This window comes from Hydrogenophaga sp. (assembly GCF_051007235.1).
GTDB lineage: Bacteria > Pseudomonadota > Gammaproteobacteria > Burkholderiales > Burkholderiaceae_C > Hydrogenophaga.
This window is the reverse complement of record NZ_JBPCSJ010000459.1, coordinates 1-15787: the sequence shown is the minus strand read 5'-3', so window position 1 is coordinate 15787 and position 15787 is coordinate 1. Positions and strand designations below refer to the sequence as shown.

The following is a 15787-nucleotide window of genomic DNA, read 5'->3' as shown; positions in this document are numbered from 1 at the left end:
GCACTGTCGTACAGAAGCCCGAAGCCGTGGCGCGGGTTCAGTGCCATGTAGGCCTGAATGAAGCTGATGACCCCGGAGTCGTCGCGTGCAATGGGTCGGTAGCGCAGTGTGGAGCGGGCGATGCCGCTGGCCTGGCTGGCTCGGCGCTCGCTCATGCCGTGCTCGTCCATGAGGGCTTGAACGACCATCTCGCGACGCTCCGGGGTCAGAGCTTTCGGTCAACGACGTCCTTCAGAGCGTGGTGCATCAGCGCCAGGTCGGCGTACATGCGTTTGAGCTTGGCGTTCTCGTCCTGCAGTTGGCGAAGCTGCGCCAGGTGCGAGACCGTCATGCCGGAGAACAGGCTCTTCCACTTGTAGTACGTCGGCTCGCTGATGCCGTGCTTCCTGCACGTCTCGCCGACCTTGGCTCCCATCTCGACCTCCTTGAGGATGCCGACTATCTGTGCTTCGCTGAATCTGGATTTCTTCATGTAGAGACTCCGTCTGGGGGAATTCTCTACTTCCGGCTGGTTCAGGTTTTCAAGGGGACTTCAACCGGGCAGATTTTTGAATCGGGGCAACTCGCCTTCACAACGCAACAGAAATTAGACATGCGAAACATGCCGCAGGGGCTCCAAGCAACCTGCTTTGTTTGTGATGTATTTACGTCGATGGCTCGAACCGTCCGCCGCGCCGAACGTCGGCTTTTTGACAATCACAGTGAAAACGTAGATTGAAGGCGACCGGTTCCTTACGGCGCAAAATGCCCGTCCTCGCACTCAAAGCTCAGCGTTCTTCGAGTTGAGCCGTGATCCAGGTCAACGAGGCAACTGCTTAAAGGCAAATTGCGAGCCCTCAAGCCAGCAGATCCCTCAAAAGCCACACCGCCAAAAACGGCTGTTTGAGAATGCTTCGGGGCATGCGCCGAAAGTAGCGCCAGTGGAGAGCCCCCAGAGAATCAGCCACTGCCTGCAAACCCGCGAAAACGCTGGGCCCAGAAAGACAAAAGGCTCCCACTTGCGTGGGAGCCTTGTCTTACTGGCGGAGTGAGAGGGATTCGAACCCTCGATGAGGCTCTACACCCCATACTCCCTTAGCAGGGGAGCACCTTCGGCCACTCGGTCATCACTCCTGAGCCTCGCATTATGCCTCAAGTCGTGTCTGTTTTTGGCGCGTGAGGCATCGCCGCATCACTTGCTGATGGTGTCGGCGGTCTGGTCCAGGTCGAACTCGCGGTGCAGCGCGCGCACGGCCAGCTCCATGTACTTCTCGTCGATCACGACCGAGGTCTTGATTTCGGAGGTGGAGATCATCTGGATGTTGATGCCCTCGTCGCTCAGGCACTTGAACATGCGGCTGGCCACACCCACGTGGCTGCGCATGCCGATGCCGACGATGGACACCTTGCAGATGCGGTTGTCACCCACCACGTCAGCCGCACCCAGCGCCGGCAGCACCTGGCCCTTGAGCAGGTCCAGCGTCTTCTGGAAGTCGTTGCGGTGTACCGTGAAGCTGAAGTCGGTCTTGCCGTCCTTGCTCAGGTTCTGGATGATCACATCCACCTCGACGTTGGCACCGGCCACGGCGCCCAGGATCTGGTAGGCGATACCCGGCTTGTCGGGCACGCCCAGCACGGACACCTTCGCTTCGTCACGGTTGAAGGCAATGCCGGAAACAACGGCTCGTTCCATATCTTCGTCTTCCTCAAAAGTGATCAGGGTGCCAGAGCTGGCTTCTTCGTTCAGGTCGATGTCCCAGGGCGTGAAGCTGGACAGCACGCGCAGGGGCACCTTGTACTTGCCGGCGAATTCCACCGAGCGGATCTGCAGCACCTTGGAGCCCATGCTGGCCATTTCCAGCATCTCTTCAAAGCTCACGCGCTCCAGGCGCTTGGCTTCAGGCACCACGCGCGGATCGGTCGTGTAGACACCGTCCACGTCGGTGTAGATCAGGCATTCGGCGGCCTTCATGGCGGCGGCCACGGCCACGGCAGATGTGTCGCTGCCGCCACGGCCGAGCGTGGTGATGTTGCCGTTCGGATCGACACCCTGAAAGCCGGTGACGATGACCACCTTGCCCGCGGCCAGGTCGGCGCGCACGCGGGCGTCGTCAATCGACTCGATACGGGCCTTGGTGTAGGCGTCGTTGGTCTTGATGGGCACCTGCCAGCCGGCGTAGCTGACGGCGTCGATACCTTCGGCCTGCAGGGCGATGGCCAGCAGGGCCGACGAGGCTTGCTCACCGGTGGAAGCCAGCATGTCCAGCTCGCGGCCGTAGGCCTGACCCTGGGTGGCGGGCTGCAGTTCCTTGGCCAGGGCCAGCAGGCGGTTGGTCTCGCCGCTCATGGCGCTGGGCACCACCACCATCTGGTGGCCGGCCTTGTGCCACTTGGCCACGCGCCGGGCCACGTTGCGGATGCGCTCGGTCGACCCCATGGAGGTGCCGCCGTACTTGTGAACAATCAAAGCCATCGGGTTGGATCGGGTTGTAGATCGTTGGAATGACCATGCGACAGAGGCGCCGCACGAGGGCCGTCCGTGGGGACTGGCGAAGTCGCCGAGCACGCCCGGCAAAGCCTTGGGATTATATCGACGCGGCCTGGGGTGGCCGACTGAAAGCCAGGCAGGCGCCTTCGCGACGCAGCGTGCCATCGGCCACCTTGAGTTCGATTCGGTGGCCCCGGGTGCGACAGGCGGCCACTTGATCGAGCAACTGGCTCATCTGCGCTTCGCTGGGCAGCACGCCCCACTGCGCGCGCAACCAGTGACGCAAGACGTTGGCCTGGCGTTCGCGGCCCAGGGCTTGCAGCGCGGCGATGGCGGGCGGATCGCCGACGGCGGCCAGGTCGATGCGCGCCAGATCGTCCAGCAGGCCCTGCGCCTGGGCGGCGTGCCGCGCGCTGCGCGCCAGCATCGGCCTGAAGCCTGGAAAACAGGTCTGCCAGGCGGGCACCAACTGCGCGCGGATGCGGTTGCGTGTGAAACGGGTGTCGGTGTTGCTGGGGTCGTCGACAAACGCCAGGGCGCTGCCCTGCACCCATTCCCGCAGGGCGCTGGCCGGGACGTCCAACAACGGGCGCCCAAAACCCATGCCGTGCCGCTGAAACCGTTCGGGCATCGCCGCCAGCCCCGGCAGCCCGGCGCCGCGGCTGAGCGCGAGCAACACCGTTTCGGCTTGGTCGTCGGCGTGCTGGGCCAGCAGCACGATGCGGGCGCCCGCCGCCTGGGCCAGATCGGCCAGTGCCGCGTAGCGGTGGGTGCGCGCAGCGTCTTCAGGGCTCTGCCCCGGCGCGGGAGCGGCACGGACATGCGCCACCCGCAGGGGAATGCCGAGGCCATCGCAAACCGACCGCGCCGTGGCTTCAAAGCGGTCGGCTGCAGCCTGCAAGCCGTGGTGCACGTGCAAGGCGGTCACACTGTCGGGCCAGCGGTCGTGCGCGGCCAGCAGCAAGGCGGTCGAATCGGCGCCGGCACTGTAGGCCACCGCCACCAGGGCACCATCGGGCAAAGGCCCGCGCGCCAGCCATTGCGCCAGCGCCGGCCCGCAGGGGTTGGGCGCGGGCGCGGGGGTGTTCACTTCAGCGCTTTTCCGGCTTGCCGTCGGCCTTGGTGTCGGTGAAGCGGCCGTAGCTGTCCAGGCGTGCGTAGCGGCGGTCCAGCAGTTCCTTGACCTTGAGGTCGGCCACCTGGCGCCAGGCGTCGTTGAGCGCGCGCTTGAGGAAGGCGGCCATCTGGCCGTGGTCGCGGTGGGCGCCTCCGACCGGCTCGTTGACGATCTTGTCGACTAGGCCCAGGGCCTTGAGGCGGTGCGCGGTGATGCCCAGCGCATCGGCCGCATCGCTGGCGCGTTCGCTGGTCTTCCAGAGGATGGAGGCACAGCCTTCGGGACTGATCACCGAGTACACCGAGTACTGCAGCATCAGCACCTGGTCGGCCACGCTGATGGCCAGTGCGCCACCCGAACCGCCCTCCCCGATGATGGTGGAGATGATGGGCACTTCCAGCTGTGCCATCTCGAAAATGTTGCGCCCGATGGCTTCGGACTGGCCGCGCTCTTCAGCGTCGATGCCGGGATAGGCACCGGGCGTGTCGACGAAGGTGAACACGGGCAGCTTGAACTTCTCGGCCAGCTTCATCAGGCGCAGCGCCTTGCGGTAGCCCTCCGGCTTGGTCATGCCGAAGTTGCGCAGACCCCGCTCCTTGGTGTCGCGGCCCTTCTGGTGGCCCAGCACCATGCAGGGCTGGCCATTGAAGCGGGCCAGGCCGCCGACGATGGACAGGTCGTCCGAGAAGTGGCGGTCGCCGTGCAACTCCTGGAAGTGCGTGAAGATGGCATTCACGTAGTCCAGCGTGTAAGGCCGGTCCTGGTGGCGTGCGATCTTGGTGATCTGCCAGGGCGTGAGGTTGCTGTAGATGTCTTTGGTCAGCTGCAGGCTTTTGCCGGCCAGCTGTTCGATCTCTTCCGAAATGTCGACCGCCGATTCGGTCTGCACATAACGGAGTTCTTCGATCTTGCTTTCGAGTTCGGCAATCGGCTGCTCGAAGTCGAGGAAATTCTTTTTGGCCAAGGTGTGACTCCTTTGGTCTTGGTGTGAACGACGTCCGGAAACGCGAAAGCCCCGAAGGGCTCAGTAACTGACCGGCAGCGGGTCCAGTGAGCGCCAAATATACCAAGTGGCGACACTGCAGAACGGCGCCCATGAAGCCGCCACTTCGCGGATTTCGCTGCGGCTGACCGGCTCACCTGAAAAGTAAGCGCGGCTGATGCCGTTCTGGAGACCGACGTCGTCCAGCGGCAGCACGTTCGGCCGCATCAGGTGGAAGATGAGGAACATCTCGGCGGTCCAGCGGCCGATGCCGCGGATGGCCACCAGCTCGGCGATGATGGCCTCGTCGTCCATCTCGGCCCACTTGCTCACGTGCACCTGGTCGTTGGCGAAGTGCAGCGCCAGATCGACCAGGTACTCGACCTTGCGGGCCGACAGGCCGGCGGCGCGCATGTCGTCCACCTTGAGCTTGAGCACGTAGGCCGGCGTCATCTTGCGTGGCAACTGCTCGAACCGCTCCCACACCGACTGCGCCGCCTTGACCGAGATCTGCTGGCCGACGATGCTGCGCGCCAGCGTGACGAAGGCATCACCGCGCGACTGCAGGCTCACGCCCGGGTGCTGCGGGATGAGTTTTTTCATCACGCGGTCGCGCTTGATCAGGTGGCGGCAGGCCTCCTGCCAGTAATCGGGTGCGTCAGCACCCACGTCGGGCAAGACGGAGGTGACCATCAGGTGCGCTCCCAGGTCGTGCCGGCCGGGCCGTCCTTGAGCACGATGCCATGGGCCAGCAACGCCTGGCGGATGCGGTCGGCTTCGGCAAAGTTCTTCGCCGACTTGGCCGCTGCACGGTCGGCGATCTGCTGCGCAATCACCTCCTCGTCCAGACCGTGCCCCACCCCGCCCGCCTGGAGGTAAGCCTGCGGATCCTGCTGCAACAACCCCAGCACGCCGCCCAGGGCCTGCAGCAGACCCGCCGTCGCCGCGTCACGGGTGCGGTTGACTTCACTGGCCAGGTCAAACAGCACCGCCACGGCTTCGGGCGTGCCAAAGTCGTCGTCCATCGCTGCCTTGAAGCGCGCCGCGAACGGCGACGACCAGTCGATGGCGGCCGGCACCTGGGCCTTCACCGCAGCCAGCGCGGTGTACAGGCGCTTGAGCGCGGCGCGCGCGTCGTCCAGGTGCGCGTCGCTGTAGTTCAATGCGCTGCGGTAGTGGGCGCGCAACACGAAGAAGCGCACCGTCTCGGCGTCGTACTGCTCCAGCACCTCGCGGATGGTGAAAAAGTTGCCCAGACTCTTGGACATCTTTTCGTTGTCCACGCGAACAAAGCCGTTGTGCATCCAGAAGCGCGCCAGGGGATGGCCAGTCGCGCCTTCGCTCTGCGCGATTTCGTTCTCGTGGTGCGGGAACTGCAAATCGGCGCCGCCGCCGTGGATGTCGAAGCTCTCGCCCAGCATCTCGCAGCTCATGGCCGAACATTCGATGTGCCAACCCGGGCGGCCCTTGCCGTAGGCGCTGTCCCACTGAGCTTCAGCGGGTTCGTCGGCCTTGGCGGATTTCCACAACACGAAGTCCAGCGGGTCCTGCTTGCCATCGTCCACCGCCACACGCTCGCCCGCGCGCAGGTCGTCCAGCGACTTGCCCGAGAGCTTGCCGTAGCCCGCAAACTTGCGCACCGCGTAGTTCACGTCGCCGTTGGCGCTGCGGTAGGCCAGGCCTTTGTCTTCGAGCTGCCGCACGATGTCCAGCATCTGCGGCACGTAGTCGGTGGCGCGCGGTTCGTGCGTCGGCCGTTCGATGCCCAGCGCGTCGGCGTCCTGGTGCAGGGCGTCGATCATGCGGTCGGTCAGCTGCTTGATGGTTTCGCCGTTTTTCACCGCGCGGGTGATGATCTTGTCCTCGATGTCGGTGACGTTGCGCACATAGGTCACGCGGTAGCCACTGGCCTTGAGCCAGCGCTGCACCACGTCAAACGCCAGCATGGACCGCGCGTGGCCGAGGTGGCACAGGTCGTAGACCGTCATGCCGCACACGTACATGCGCACATGGCCGGGCTCAATCGGCTCAAACGGCTCTGGGCGGCGGGACAGGGTGTTGTAAATGCTCAGGGTCATGGGAAACGGGGTGTCCGGGCATCGAGCCAGCGGAAAGTGAAACGCGGGGTAGGCGGTCGGGCGGGTGGGGTCGGCACAGGGCGTGCCACACGGCAGGGATTGGCCCGACAAGAGGGGCGCCACGCGACGCCACCCAGCACGCCGGGGCATCCATTGGACTTACACCCTCAGATACAATGCGCCAGTATAGCCAGCCCAGCGGCTCACGCCTGCGCGCCACCGGGCGTTCAGGCCCCCGCTACCGCTCTGAGAGCGGGCCAACCCCAGCCGCCTTCGCCACCCGAGGTCCCATGCTCCAAACCGTGAAATCTACGTCCTTCCTGTCCGCTCCGCTGCGCCTGCTGGCCGTGTCGGTGGCGGTGTCGGCCGCCCTGTGCGCGCCGCTGGCCATGGCCCAGACCGAGGACTACGCCGAGGTCAACCGCCTGATGCGCGCGGGCCAGATGAGCGAAGCCCTGACCAAGGCCGACCAGTACCTGGCCGGCAAGCCGCGCGACCCGCAGATGCGCTTCCTCAAGGGCGTGATCCAGACCGAAACCGGCAAGCCGACCGACGCGATCACCACCTTCACCAAGCTCACGGAAGATTTTCCCGAGTTGCCCGAGCCCTACAACAACCTCGCGGTGCTCTACGCCGGCCAGAGCCAGTTTGACAAGGCGCGCGCCGCGCTGGAAATGGCGATCCGCACCAACCCCAGCTACGCCACCGCCCACGAAAACCTGGGCGACGTGTACGCCAAGCTCGCCAGCCAGGCCTACAGCAAGGCCCTGCAACTGGACGCGGGCAACGCCGCCGTGGCGCCCAAACTCAGCCTGATCCGCAACCTGTTCGCGGCAGACGCCAAGGGCGTGCGCCCGGCCACGGTGGCTGCGGTCACCGCACCGGCCACCACGCCAGTGGCCAGCACCAAGCCGGTCACCGCGACCGCACCGGCCACCCCGCCCGCACAAGCACCAGCATCGGGCGCCGCACACGAGGATGTTCAGGCCGCCGTGCAGGCATGGGCCAAGGCCTGGGCGAGCAAGAACATGCAAGGCTACCTGGGTGCGTATGCGCCCAACTTCACGCCCCCGGGCGGCCAGTCGCGCAAGGACTGGGAGGCCGACCGCAAGGCGCGCATCGTGCCGCGCACGCGCATCGGCGTGGACATCAGCGACCTCAACGTGACGGTCAACGGTGACCGCGCCTCGGTCAAGTTCCGCCAGGCCTACAGTTCGGACAACCTGAACGTGACCAGCCGCAAGACGCTGGACCTGGTCAAGAGCGGCAACCGCTGGCTCATCCTGCGCGAATCCACGGGCTCCTGATGGCCGGTTGGCGGACTTTTCAGCGGGGGCACGCCAGTCTCCCCGCGGCTTTCCCGAGCCCGGTCTCGCGGACCTGGAAGCGCTCCCTGGCCGGGCTGGGCGCGCTGGTGTCGGTGGGGCTGCTGGCCCTGCTGTTCAGTTCCTGTGTCGCGCGCGAGGACCACTCCGGCGTCGCACTGGAACAGGTGCAACTGGGGTCGCCCGCGCAGGCCTCAACGTCCGCGGCGGCTGCGCCTCCCACGTCCTTGCTGGACAGTGCACTGGCCAAGGTGCAAGACGCCGCCCAGGGCCTGACAGCCACGCCCGCGTCCACCGGACTGCAGGCACGCCCACTGTCGGATGACGCGCTCAAAGAGGTGGCGCCCAAAATGGGCCGTGCAGAAGCGCGGTTGATCGACATCTACCGCCTCATCAGCCAGGGCGAGCAGCGCCAGGCATTGGCACAGGCCGACGCGCTGGTGCGCGACCACCCCAACTTCCAGCTCGCCCAACTGGTGCATGGCGATCTGCTCAGCCTGCAGGTGCGCCCGGTGACGCAGATCGGCGACGTACCGGACACCAAGGCCCGCGCGGCGCTGGATCAGCTGAACGTGTTGCGCGAAGAGTCGCGCCGCCGCCTGCGCGCGCTCACCGAGCGCCCACCCGAAGGCAGCGTGCCCACACAGTTCCTGACCCTGTCCTCGCAAAGCCGCCACGCCATCGCCGTGGACGCCTCGCGCTCGCGCCTGTACCTGTTCGAGAACCAGACACCCACCGCCAGCGACGGCAAACTGGCACGCGCACCCCAACTGAAGCTGATCGGTGACTACTACATCTCGGTCGGCCAGCAGGGGACTGAAAAGCAACTCGAAGGCGACAAGCGCACGCCACTGGGCGTGTACTACATCACCAGCAGTCTCAACCCCGACAGCCTGCCCGACCTCTACGGCGTGGGCGCACTGCCCATCAACTATCCCAATCCGCTGGACGTGCAGCGTGGCAAGACCGGCAGCGGCATCTGGCTGCACGGCACGCCACGCGAACAGTTCGTGCGTGCGCCGCAGGCCTCCGACGGCTGTGTCGTGCTGTCCAACCCCGATCTGGAACGCCTGCTGTCCACGGTGCAGATCCGGACCACGCCGGTGGTGATCGCACCCGAGTTGCACTGGGTGCGCCCGGAGGTACTGGACACCGAACGCCGCCAGTTCGAAGCCACGCTGCAGGCCTGGCGCGACACCAAAGGCCAAGGCGACCTGCACAAGCTCAAAGGCTTCTACTCCGGCCGCTTCCAGAACCAGGGCCGCGACCTGGCCCAGTGGTGGCCCAAGGTGGAAAGCGAAGTGCGCGCAGCCAATGGTCAGCGCGGGCTGGAACTCAAGGACTTGTCGCTGCTGCAGTGGCGCGACAGCCAGGACACCATGGTCGTGACCTTCGGTGAGCTGGCGGCTGGCCAGGCCCGCGGCACCACCAAGCGCCAGTACTGGGCCCGTGAAAACGACCAGTGGAAAATCTTTTTCGAAGGAACCCCGTGATGAAGTCTCCCCTGCGCCGCCGCACCGGCCTGCTGCTGGCCGCGGCCTTCGGCGCTTTGAGCCTGGTCGCCGCCCCTGTGCTGGCCCAGAGCAACCCCAAGGTGCGGCTGAACACGTCCATGGGCGACATCGTGCTGGAGCTCTACCCCGACAAGGCGCCCAAGACGGTCGAAAACTTCCTGCAGTACGTGCGCGACAAGCACTACGACGGCACGGTGTTCCACCGCGTGATCGGCAACTTCATGATCCAGGGCGGTGGCTTTGATGCCAAGTTCCAGGAAAAGCCCACACGCGCTCCGGTGCCCCACGAAGGCCAGGCCGCCATCCAGAAAGGTGGCCCCCGCAACACCGTGGGCACGCTCGCCATGGCCCGCACCAACGACCCGCAGTCGGCCACGGCGCAGTTCTTCATCAACGTCAAGGACAACGCCTTCCTCGACCCCACGCCCATTCCCCCGGGCGACCCGGTGCCACGCTTTGAATACGGCGGTCAGGTCTACGAAAATGTGCCCCGCGCCCGCCTGCTGGGCGCCGGTCAGCTGTTCGGCTACACCGTCTTCGGCAAAGTGATCACCGGCATGGACGTGGTCAACAAGATCAAGGAAGTGCCCACCGGCCCCGGGGGCCCCTTCCCCACCGACGTGCCCAAGAACACCGTCACCATCCTCAAAGCCACCCTGGAGAAATAACACCATGGCCAATCCCCAAGTCGAACTGCACATCGCCGGTATGGGCGTCATCACGCTCGAACTCGACGCTGACAAAGCCCCGCTGTCCACCGCCAACTTCCTGGCCTACGTCAACAAGGGCCACTACAACAACACGGTGTTCCACCGCGTCATTCCCGGCTTCATGATCCAGGGCGGCGGCTTCGAACCCGGCATGACCCAGAAGCCCACCGACAAGCCGATCAACAACGAGGCCAACAACGGCCTGAAGAACGACCACTACACCGTGGCCATGGCCCGCACCAGCGACCCGCACTCGGCCACGGCACAGTTCTTCATCAACGTCACCAACAACGGTTTCCTCAACCACACCGCGCCCAGCGCTCAGGGCTGGGGCTACGCCGTGTTCGGCAAGGTCACCGGCGGAACCGACATCGTCAAGAAGATCGAAGGTGTGGCCACCGGCCGCAAGGGCTTCCACGACGACGTGCCCAAGGAAGACGTGATCATCGAAAAGGCCGTCGCGCTCTGATCGTCCAACCCCTTCCGGCCATGACCGACCGCTTCGCCCAGTGGCGCGCCCCCGCGCACTGGCAAGCGGTCGATTGCATTTCGGACCTGCATTTGCAGGCCGGCGAGCCCGCCACCTTCGAGGCCTGGCGCACCTGGCTGGCACGGCCGGTGAGTGAGCGGGCCGACGCCCTGCTCATCCTGGGCGATCTGTTCGAGGTCTGGGTGGGCGACGACGCGTTGCAGGGCGATGGTCCTGACGCCGTGTTCTGGCGCACCTGCGCCCAGGCTTTGCGGACACACGCGCAGGACACGCCCACCTACTTCATGGCCGGCAACCGGGACTTCCTGCTGGGCCCGGCTGGCCTGGATGCCTGCGGCATGCAGGCGCTGAACGACCCGACCGCGCTCGACTTTGCCGGCCAGCGCTGGCTGTTCAGCCACGGCGACGAACTCTGCTTGGCCGACACGGACTACCAGCGCTTTCGTACGCAGGTGCGCGACCCGGCCTGGCAACAGGCCTTCCTGGCCCAACCGCTGGCCCAGCGCGAGGGCACCGCACGCGAACTGCGCCGCCAGAGCGAAGCCCGCAAACAAGCCAGCGGCAACGATCCCAGTTTGTGGGCCGATGTGGACGCCGCCGCGGCCCGCCTGTGGCTGCGAGCCGCCGACGCCACGACCCTGGTCCACGGCCACACCCACCGCCCCGCCGAGCACGACCTGGGCGACGGCATGCGCCGCGTGGTGCTCAGCGACTGGGACCTGGCCGCACCGGCACCCCGGGCCGAGGTGCTGCGCATCAGCGCCAAGGGCCTGCAGCGCCGCCCATTGAAGAGCGCCTGAGCGCCACCATGTGCGGCTGATGGCCTTGTCCCTGCTCCGCCCGCTACAGACCTGGTTGCCCCGCCGCTGGCGCAGCGCCCCGCCCATCGACACCAGCCTGTGGCAGGGCGTGACCCGCACCCTGCCCTTCGTGGCCGCGCTGTCCACCCACGAACAGGACCGACTGCGCACGCTGTGCGCCCACTTCCTGCAGGAAAAAGAATTCCACGGCGCCCATGGTCTGCTCATCACCGACCGCATGGCGCTGAGCATCGCCGCCCAGGCCTGCCTGCCCCTGCTGCACATGCGCCGTGCCAGCGGTGCCGTGCCGCAGGAAGACGCACAGCGGCTGGACTGGTACGGCGACTTCGTGGGCATCGTGGTGCAGCCCGGCGCCGCCGTGGCCCAACGCGAGGTGACCGACGGCGTGGGCGTGGTGCACCGCTACCGCGAGGTGCTGGCCGGCGAAGCCATGGACCGCGGACCGGTCATGCTCAGCTGGGACGAGGTCTCGCGCGCGGCTGACCTGGCCCCGCTGGGCAAGAACGTGGTCATCCACGAGTTCGCGCACAAGCTGGACATGCACGGCATGGGCACAGGTCAACACCCCGACGGAGCGCCGCCGCTGCCACCAGGCTTTCTGGGACTGGGCACCGACGCCGCGCGCCAGCACTGGCGACAGACCATGCAAGAAGCCTATGCCGGCTTCAAGGAAGCGGTGGCGATGGCCGAACGCTTTGGCGGCGAACCGCCCTGGCTGGACGATTACGCCGCCACCCACCCGGCCGAGTTCTTCGCGGTCACCAGCGAAGCCTATTTCGTGCAACGCGAGCGGTTCGGCCAGGAACTGCCCGCGCTGCTGCCGCTGTACGACGGGTTCTTCAGGGCAGCCGCTTAGACAACCATTGAACCGGCCGCGCCGTGCAAGACGCGGCGCTCACGTCACTTTTTGAGCAGCACCTTGAGCGTGGTCTGCAGGCGGCGCGCGGCGGCTGCGTCGAACGGGCCGGCCAGCACACGGGCCACATCCTGCGCCCAGGTTTCGGTGGGCGGCGCTTCGTGGCGGCGCGTGAGCAGCTGCAGTTGCAGCATGCGGCGCGCGTCCAGCTGTTCGGCCGGCGTGGGCACCTCGGCGGCCATCTCCAGGCGCAGCAACGCTTCGGCGGGCACGGCGGCGGCCGCAGCGGCCAGGCTCTGCGTCCAAGCGCCGCGTGCGGAGGCGTTGACACGCGAGCCGAGCGCCTGCGCCGCCGGCACCTGGGCCGCGTCGCGCTGCTCCCAGGCGCTCATCAGTTGGGTCAGCACCTCGCCATGGGCCTGCGCGGCCAGCTTGCGCAGCGCGGCTTCGGCCTGCTCGATGGCGTTGCGCTGGGCGCGGAAGGCGGCATCGCCCAGGCGCGGGCCACGCGCTTCACGCGGCTCGCGCTCGAACCCCCGGTTGTCGCGGCCATCGCGGTTGCCTCCCCGGCCACCAAAACCACCGCGGTCTCCACGCCCATCGCGGCCACCCGGGCCACGGCGATCGACGCGCCCGGCCGGCTCGGCCTTCTTCATGCCGGGGCGGTCGTCGCCGCGCACCGCCACGATTTTCTTGGGCGGTGCCACCGGTTTGGCCGGTGCGGCAGCGGCGGCTTCGTCCGCCGCAGCGGGTTCTGCCGCCTCGGCGCCGGCTTCCGCCGATGGCTCAGCCGCAGCCTCGGCCGCCGGCGCCACCGGGGCGGGTGCGGCGGCAGGCGCGGCAACAGCCTCGGCCTGGCCGCGCAGGGCGGCGTCCAGCGCCGCCATGGCGGCGCGGATCTGCGCCGCATCACCGCTGGCGGTGGCGGCGTCCAGTGCCTTGGACGCGTCCAGCACGCGCTGGTCGTGCGCGTTCAGCGCCTGGCTCACCTTTTCACGCTCGGTGCTCTTGCGGGCAAAGGCTTCGTCGATGGGCTTGCGGAACGCGTCCCACAGCTTCTGCTCCTGCTTGCGCTCCAGCGGCACGGCGTGGGCTTCGGCCTGCCAGCGCTGCTGCAGGGCCTTGACGGCGTCGATGCGCAACTGCGGCGCGGCACCCAGGGCCACGGCCTCTTCGATCAGCGCCTGGCGGCGCGCCACGCTTTGCGTCTGCGCGGCTTCCACGCCAGTGTGGGCCTCGTGCATGGTCGTTTTCCAGACCGGCTGCAGTTCGGCAAAGGCCTTCTCGCTCAGGTGGCCTGCTTCGCGCCAGCGCTCCGAGAAGGCGTGCAGCTCGCGCAGCTGGGCTTTCCAGTCGGTGTTCTGGGCGTGGGCCGCGGTCCAGGCCTTGAGTTCTTCGATGATGGCCAGGCGCTGGGCCTTGTGCGCCTCGGCCTGCTGGCGCACCTGGGTCAGCCAGACCTCGACCGTCTTGTGGGCCTCGGTGCAGGCGGCGTCAAAGCGCTTCCACAGCGCGTGGTTGGACTGTCCGCCCTGGTCGGTGGTCTTCCACTGCTCGCGCAGGGTGCGCAGGGTTTCCTGCATCTTGCGGCCGCCGATGCGCTGGCCTTCGGGCGCCTGCAACAGGGCTTCGGCTTTCTTGACCAGTTCCTCGCGCAACTGGTCGGCGCGCCAGCGCTGCCAGTCTTCCAGGTCGCCGGCCTGCGTCAGCGCGGCGTGGGCGCGAGCTTCCAGTTCGGGGCCGATCAGGCGGCTGTGCGACTTGAGCACCGCGCGCACATCTGCTGCGGCCTTGGGCGTGGCCTTGCCGTGGCCTTCGGCCAGTTCGCGCTCCAGAACGCCCAGGGCGCGATCGAGTTCGGCCAGCACCTTGGCGCGGCGCTCCTGGTGGGCCTGGGCATCGTGCGCGGCCTGCTCGGCCTTGGCGGCGGCGGGTTCGCCGCGGGCCACGCGCAGTTCGTCTGCCCACACGGGCACGGCGGGCAGCAGCTGGCTCGCATCGGCATCGGCCGCCACGGCCTGGGCCAGCGCGGCTTCAAAGGCTTCCCACACGATCTGCAACTGGGTGCGCGAGGCCTCCAGCATGGGCGGGAACTTGGCTTCCACACTGGGCCACTGGCTGTCGGCCGAGAGCGCCTGCGACTGTTGCTGCCACTCGGCCACATCGGTCTTGAGCGCCTGGGCCTGCTGCTGCGCGTCGCGCCACGACTTGGTGGACAGCACCTCGATGCGCTGGGCGATCAGCACCGCGGCTTCACGTTCCACCTGCACCCGGTGCTGCAGGTCTTCAATCGCCTTCACGCGCTCGGCCAGGGCCTGCTTGAGGCCGGCCAGCGGCTCGCGCGAGAGCGGCGCGCCGGCACGGGCCGCGTCGCGCTGCCAGGCCATGGCGTCGGCCAGGTTCAGGCGGCCCTGGCCGATCAGGGCCTCGGCCTTTTGCGCCCATTCGGCAGCAATGTGTTCTTGCGCCTTCTGGCGCTTTTGCTCGTCCAGCTTTTCCTTCAGCGGCTTGGCCGCGCCACGGTCGCGCTGCGACAGCTCCTTGAACACCTCGTTCATCTGCTCCAGGCTCGGCTCGGTGGCCAGCCATTCGCGCACGCGGGCGGCACGCTCGCCCGAGGTGGGGGCCGAAAAAGCACCGCCGGTGACGGCGTCCAGGGGGTGCGGCGCAGCGGCGGCCGGCTTGGGTTGGGCGGGGGTGTTCACGGCAGCGGGGGCGTTGGTCGGGGACTTGCGCAGGGAAAACAGCGACATACAGGGCTCGGAAAGCGAAAAGGGGCCCGCGCCCTGGTCAGAGCGCGGCAACCCCGTATTGTCGCCGCAGCCGCGCGGGCTGGCTGCGGCGGCCCATCAAATCAGCGCGCGGCCAGTTGCAGCTGGGCCTGTGGCACCCAGCGCTCGCCCTCCTGGGCCACTTTGGGCGCCCCAAGGAACATGCGGTCTTCGGGCAGTTCGCGGCTGGCCAGGTAGTCCTTGACGGCCACACCGCGCGCCACCGCCAGTTCGCGCACGGTGTCGGCCGTGACGGGAATGGCCGCGAGCAGCAGCGCCTCCATTTCCGGCACCGGCAGGTCCTTGGCCATGCCGACCAGGTTGCGCGGTTTGCTGATGTCGGCGCGTCTGTAGACCTCTTTGAGCAGGTCCGGGTACTCGGCCGGCGTCACCGCCACCGTGCCGGTGACCGCCCCGCCGCTGCGCGCCAGGGCACGGCGCTTTTCGGCCAGCACCTGGGCATCCAGCCGGGCGCGGCGCAGGCCGCTGCGTTCGACCTCCAGGTCACTGTGGCCGATCACCGTCAGCTGCAGGGCCGGCCGGTCGGCCAGGGCCTTGGCGATCTTGTCCAGCCGCTGGCGGCCTTCGTCGCCGAGCACCGCGCTGCCGGGCGCAAAGACCACCTGGCTGAGTTCGTCCCCGCCGCCCCCCAGGGC

Annotated in this window: 13 protein-coding genes, 1 tRNA gene and 2 pseudogenes; 6 read left to right on the top strand and 10 right to left on the bottom strand. The window is 67.4% G+C overall.

The genetic code is table 11. From position 1 onward, the window contains the following. The 8 genes and pseudogenes from ACR2JA_RS16405 to cysS all read right to left on the bottom strand — a co-directional run. A pseudogene (locus tag ACR2JA_RS16405) lies at positions 1–188 on the bottom strand (hypothetical protein); the annotation flags it as partial. Positions 189–205: 17 nt separating this feature from the next. Beyond that, a complete protein-coding gene (locus ACR2JA_RS16400; RefSeq protein WP_434010143.1) occupies positions 206–472 on the bottom strand; it encodes a transposase in 267 nt (88 codons plus the stop codon). Positions 473–1020: 548 nt separating this feature from the next. Next, positions 1021–1113, bottom strand: a tRNA-Ser gene (locus ACR2JA_RS16395). A gap of 58 nt (positions 1114–1171) precedes the next feature. Beyond that, positions 1172–2452 carry an aspartate kinase gene (locus ACR2JA_RS16390; protein ID WP_434010142.1) on the bottom strand — a complete coding sequence of 427 codons (1281 nt, stop codon included), beginning with the start codon at positions 2450–2452 and terminating at the stop codon, positions 1172–1174. A gap of 112 nt (positions 2453–2564) precedes the next feature. Next, positions 2565–3557: a tRNA lysidine(34) synthetase TilS gene (gene tilS / locus ACR2JA_RS16385; protein WP_434010141.1), complete on the bottom strand. Its 993-nt coding sequence runs from the start codon at positions 3555–3557 to the stop codon at positions 2565–2567. 1 nt (position 3558) lies between these two features. Continuing rightward, complete coding sequence (locus ACR2JA_RS16380) at positions 3559–4548, bottom strand: acetyl-CoA carboxylase carboxyltransferase subunit alpha (RefSeq protein WP_434010140.1); 990 nt, start codon at positions 4546–4548, stop codon at positions 3559–3561. Positions 4549–4608: 60 nt separating this feature from the next. Next, positions 4609–5259 carry a DNA-3-methyladenine glycosylase family protein gene (locus tag ACR2JA_RS16375; RefSeq protein WP_434010139.1) on the bottom strand — a complete coding sequence of 217 codons (651 nt, stop codon included), beginning with the start codon at positions 5257–5259 and terminating at the stop codon, positions 4609–4611. Next, complete coding sequence (cysS, locus tag ACR2JA_RS16370) at positions 5259–6644, bottom strand: cysteine--tRNA ligase (RefSeq protein WP_434010138.1); 1386 nt, start codon at positions 6642–6644, stop codon at positions 5259–5261. The genes ACR2JA_RS16375 and cysS overlap by 1 nt, the downstream gene beginning before the upstream one ends. Before the next feature lie 290 nt (positions 6645–6934). On the opposite strand from cysS, the gene ACR2JA_RS16365 reads away from it, so the two are divergent. The 6 genes from ACR2JA_RS16365 to ACR2JA_RS16340 are packed head-to-tail and all read left to right on the top strand — an operon-like array spanning position 6935 to position 12360. Continuing rightward, entirely contained in the window at positions 6935–7951 is a 1017-nt protein-coding gene (locus ACR2JA_RS16365) for a L,D-transpeptidase Cds6 family protein (RefSeq protein WP_434010137.1), read from the top strand. Continuing rightward, positions 7951–9462: a L,D-transpeptidase family protein gene (locus tag ACR2JA_RS16360; protein WP_434010136.1), complete on the top strand. Its 1512-nt coding sequence runs from the start codon at positions 7951–7953 to the stop codon at positions 9460–9462. Before ACR2JA_RS16365 ends, ACR2JA_RS16360 begins: the two co-directional genes overlap by 1 nt. Further along, on the top strand, positions 9462–10151 hold the full coding sequence (locus ACR2JA_RS16355) for a peptidylprolyl isomerase (protein WP_434010135.1): 690 nt from the start codon (positions 9462–9464) through the stop codon (positions 10149–10151). Before ACR2JA_RS16360 ends, ACR2JA_RS16355 begins: the two co-directional genes overlap by 1 nt. A 4-nt stretch (positions 10152–10155) precedes the next feature. Next, positions 10156–10662 carry a peptidylprolyl isomerase gene (locus tag ACR2JA_RS16350; protein ID WP_434010134.1) on the top strand — a complete coding sequence of 169 codons (507 nt, stop codon included), beginning with the start codon at positions 10156–10158 and terminating at the stop codon, positions 10660–10662. Positions 10663–10682: 20 nt separating this feature from the next. After that, positions 10683–11483 carry a UDP-2,3-diacylglucosamine diphosphatase gene (locus ACR2JA_RS16345; protein ID WP_434010133.1) on the top strand — a complete coding sequence of 267 codons (801 nt, stop codon included), beginning with the start codon at positions 10683–10685 and terminating at the stop codon, positions 11481–11483. Between the two features lie 19 nt (positions 11484–11502). Continuing rightward, a complete protein-coding gene (locus ACR2JA_RS16340; protein WP_434010132.1) occupies positions 11503–12360 on the top strand; it encodes a zinc-dependent peptidase in 858 nt (285 codons plus the stop codon). 44 nt (positions 12361–12404) lie between these two features. Here ACR2JA_RS16340 and ACR2JA_RS16335 read toward each other — a convergent pair whose 3' ends face one another. Both ACR2JA_RS16335 and ACR2JA_RS16330 read right to left on the bottom strand, forming a co-directional pair. After that, positions 12405–15113 (bottom strand): DUF349 domain-containing protein, encoded by a 2709-nt coding sequence (locus ACR2JA_RS16335; protein ID WP_434010131.1) that lies wholly within the window; start codon positions 15111–15113, stop codon positions 12405–12407. A gap of 101 nt (positions 15114–15214) precedes the next feature. After that, a pseudogene (locus tag ACR2JA_RS16330) lies at positions 15215–15787 on the bottom strand (DUF748 domain-containing protein); the annotation flags it as partial.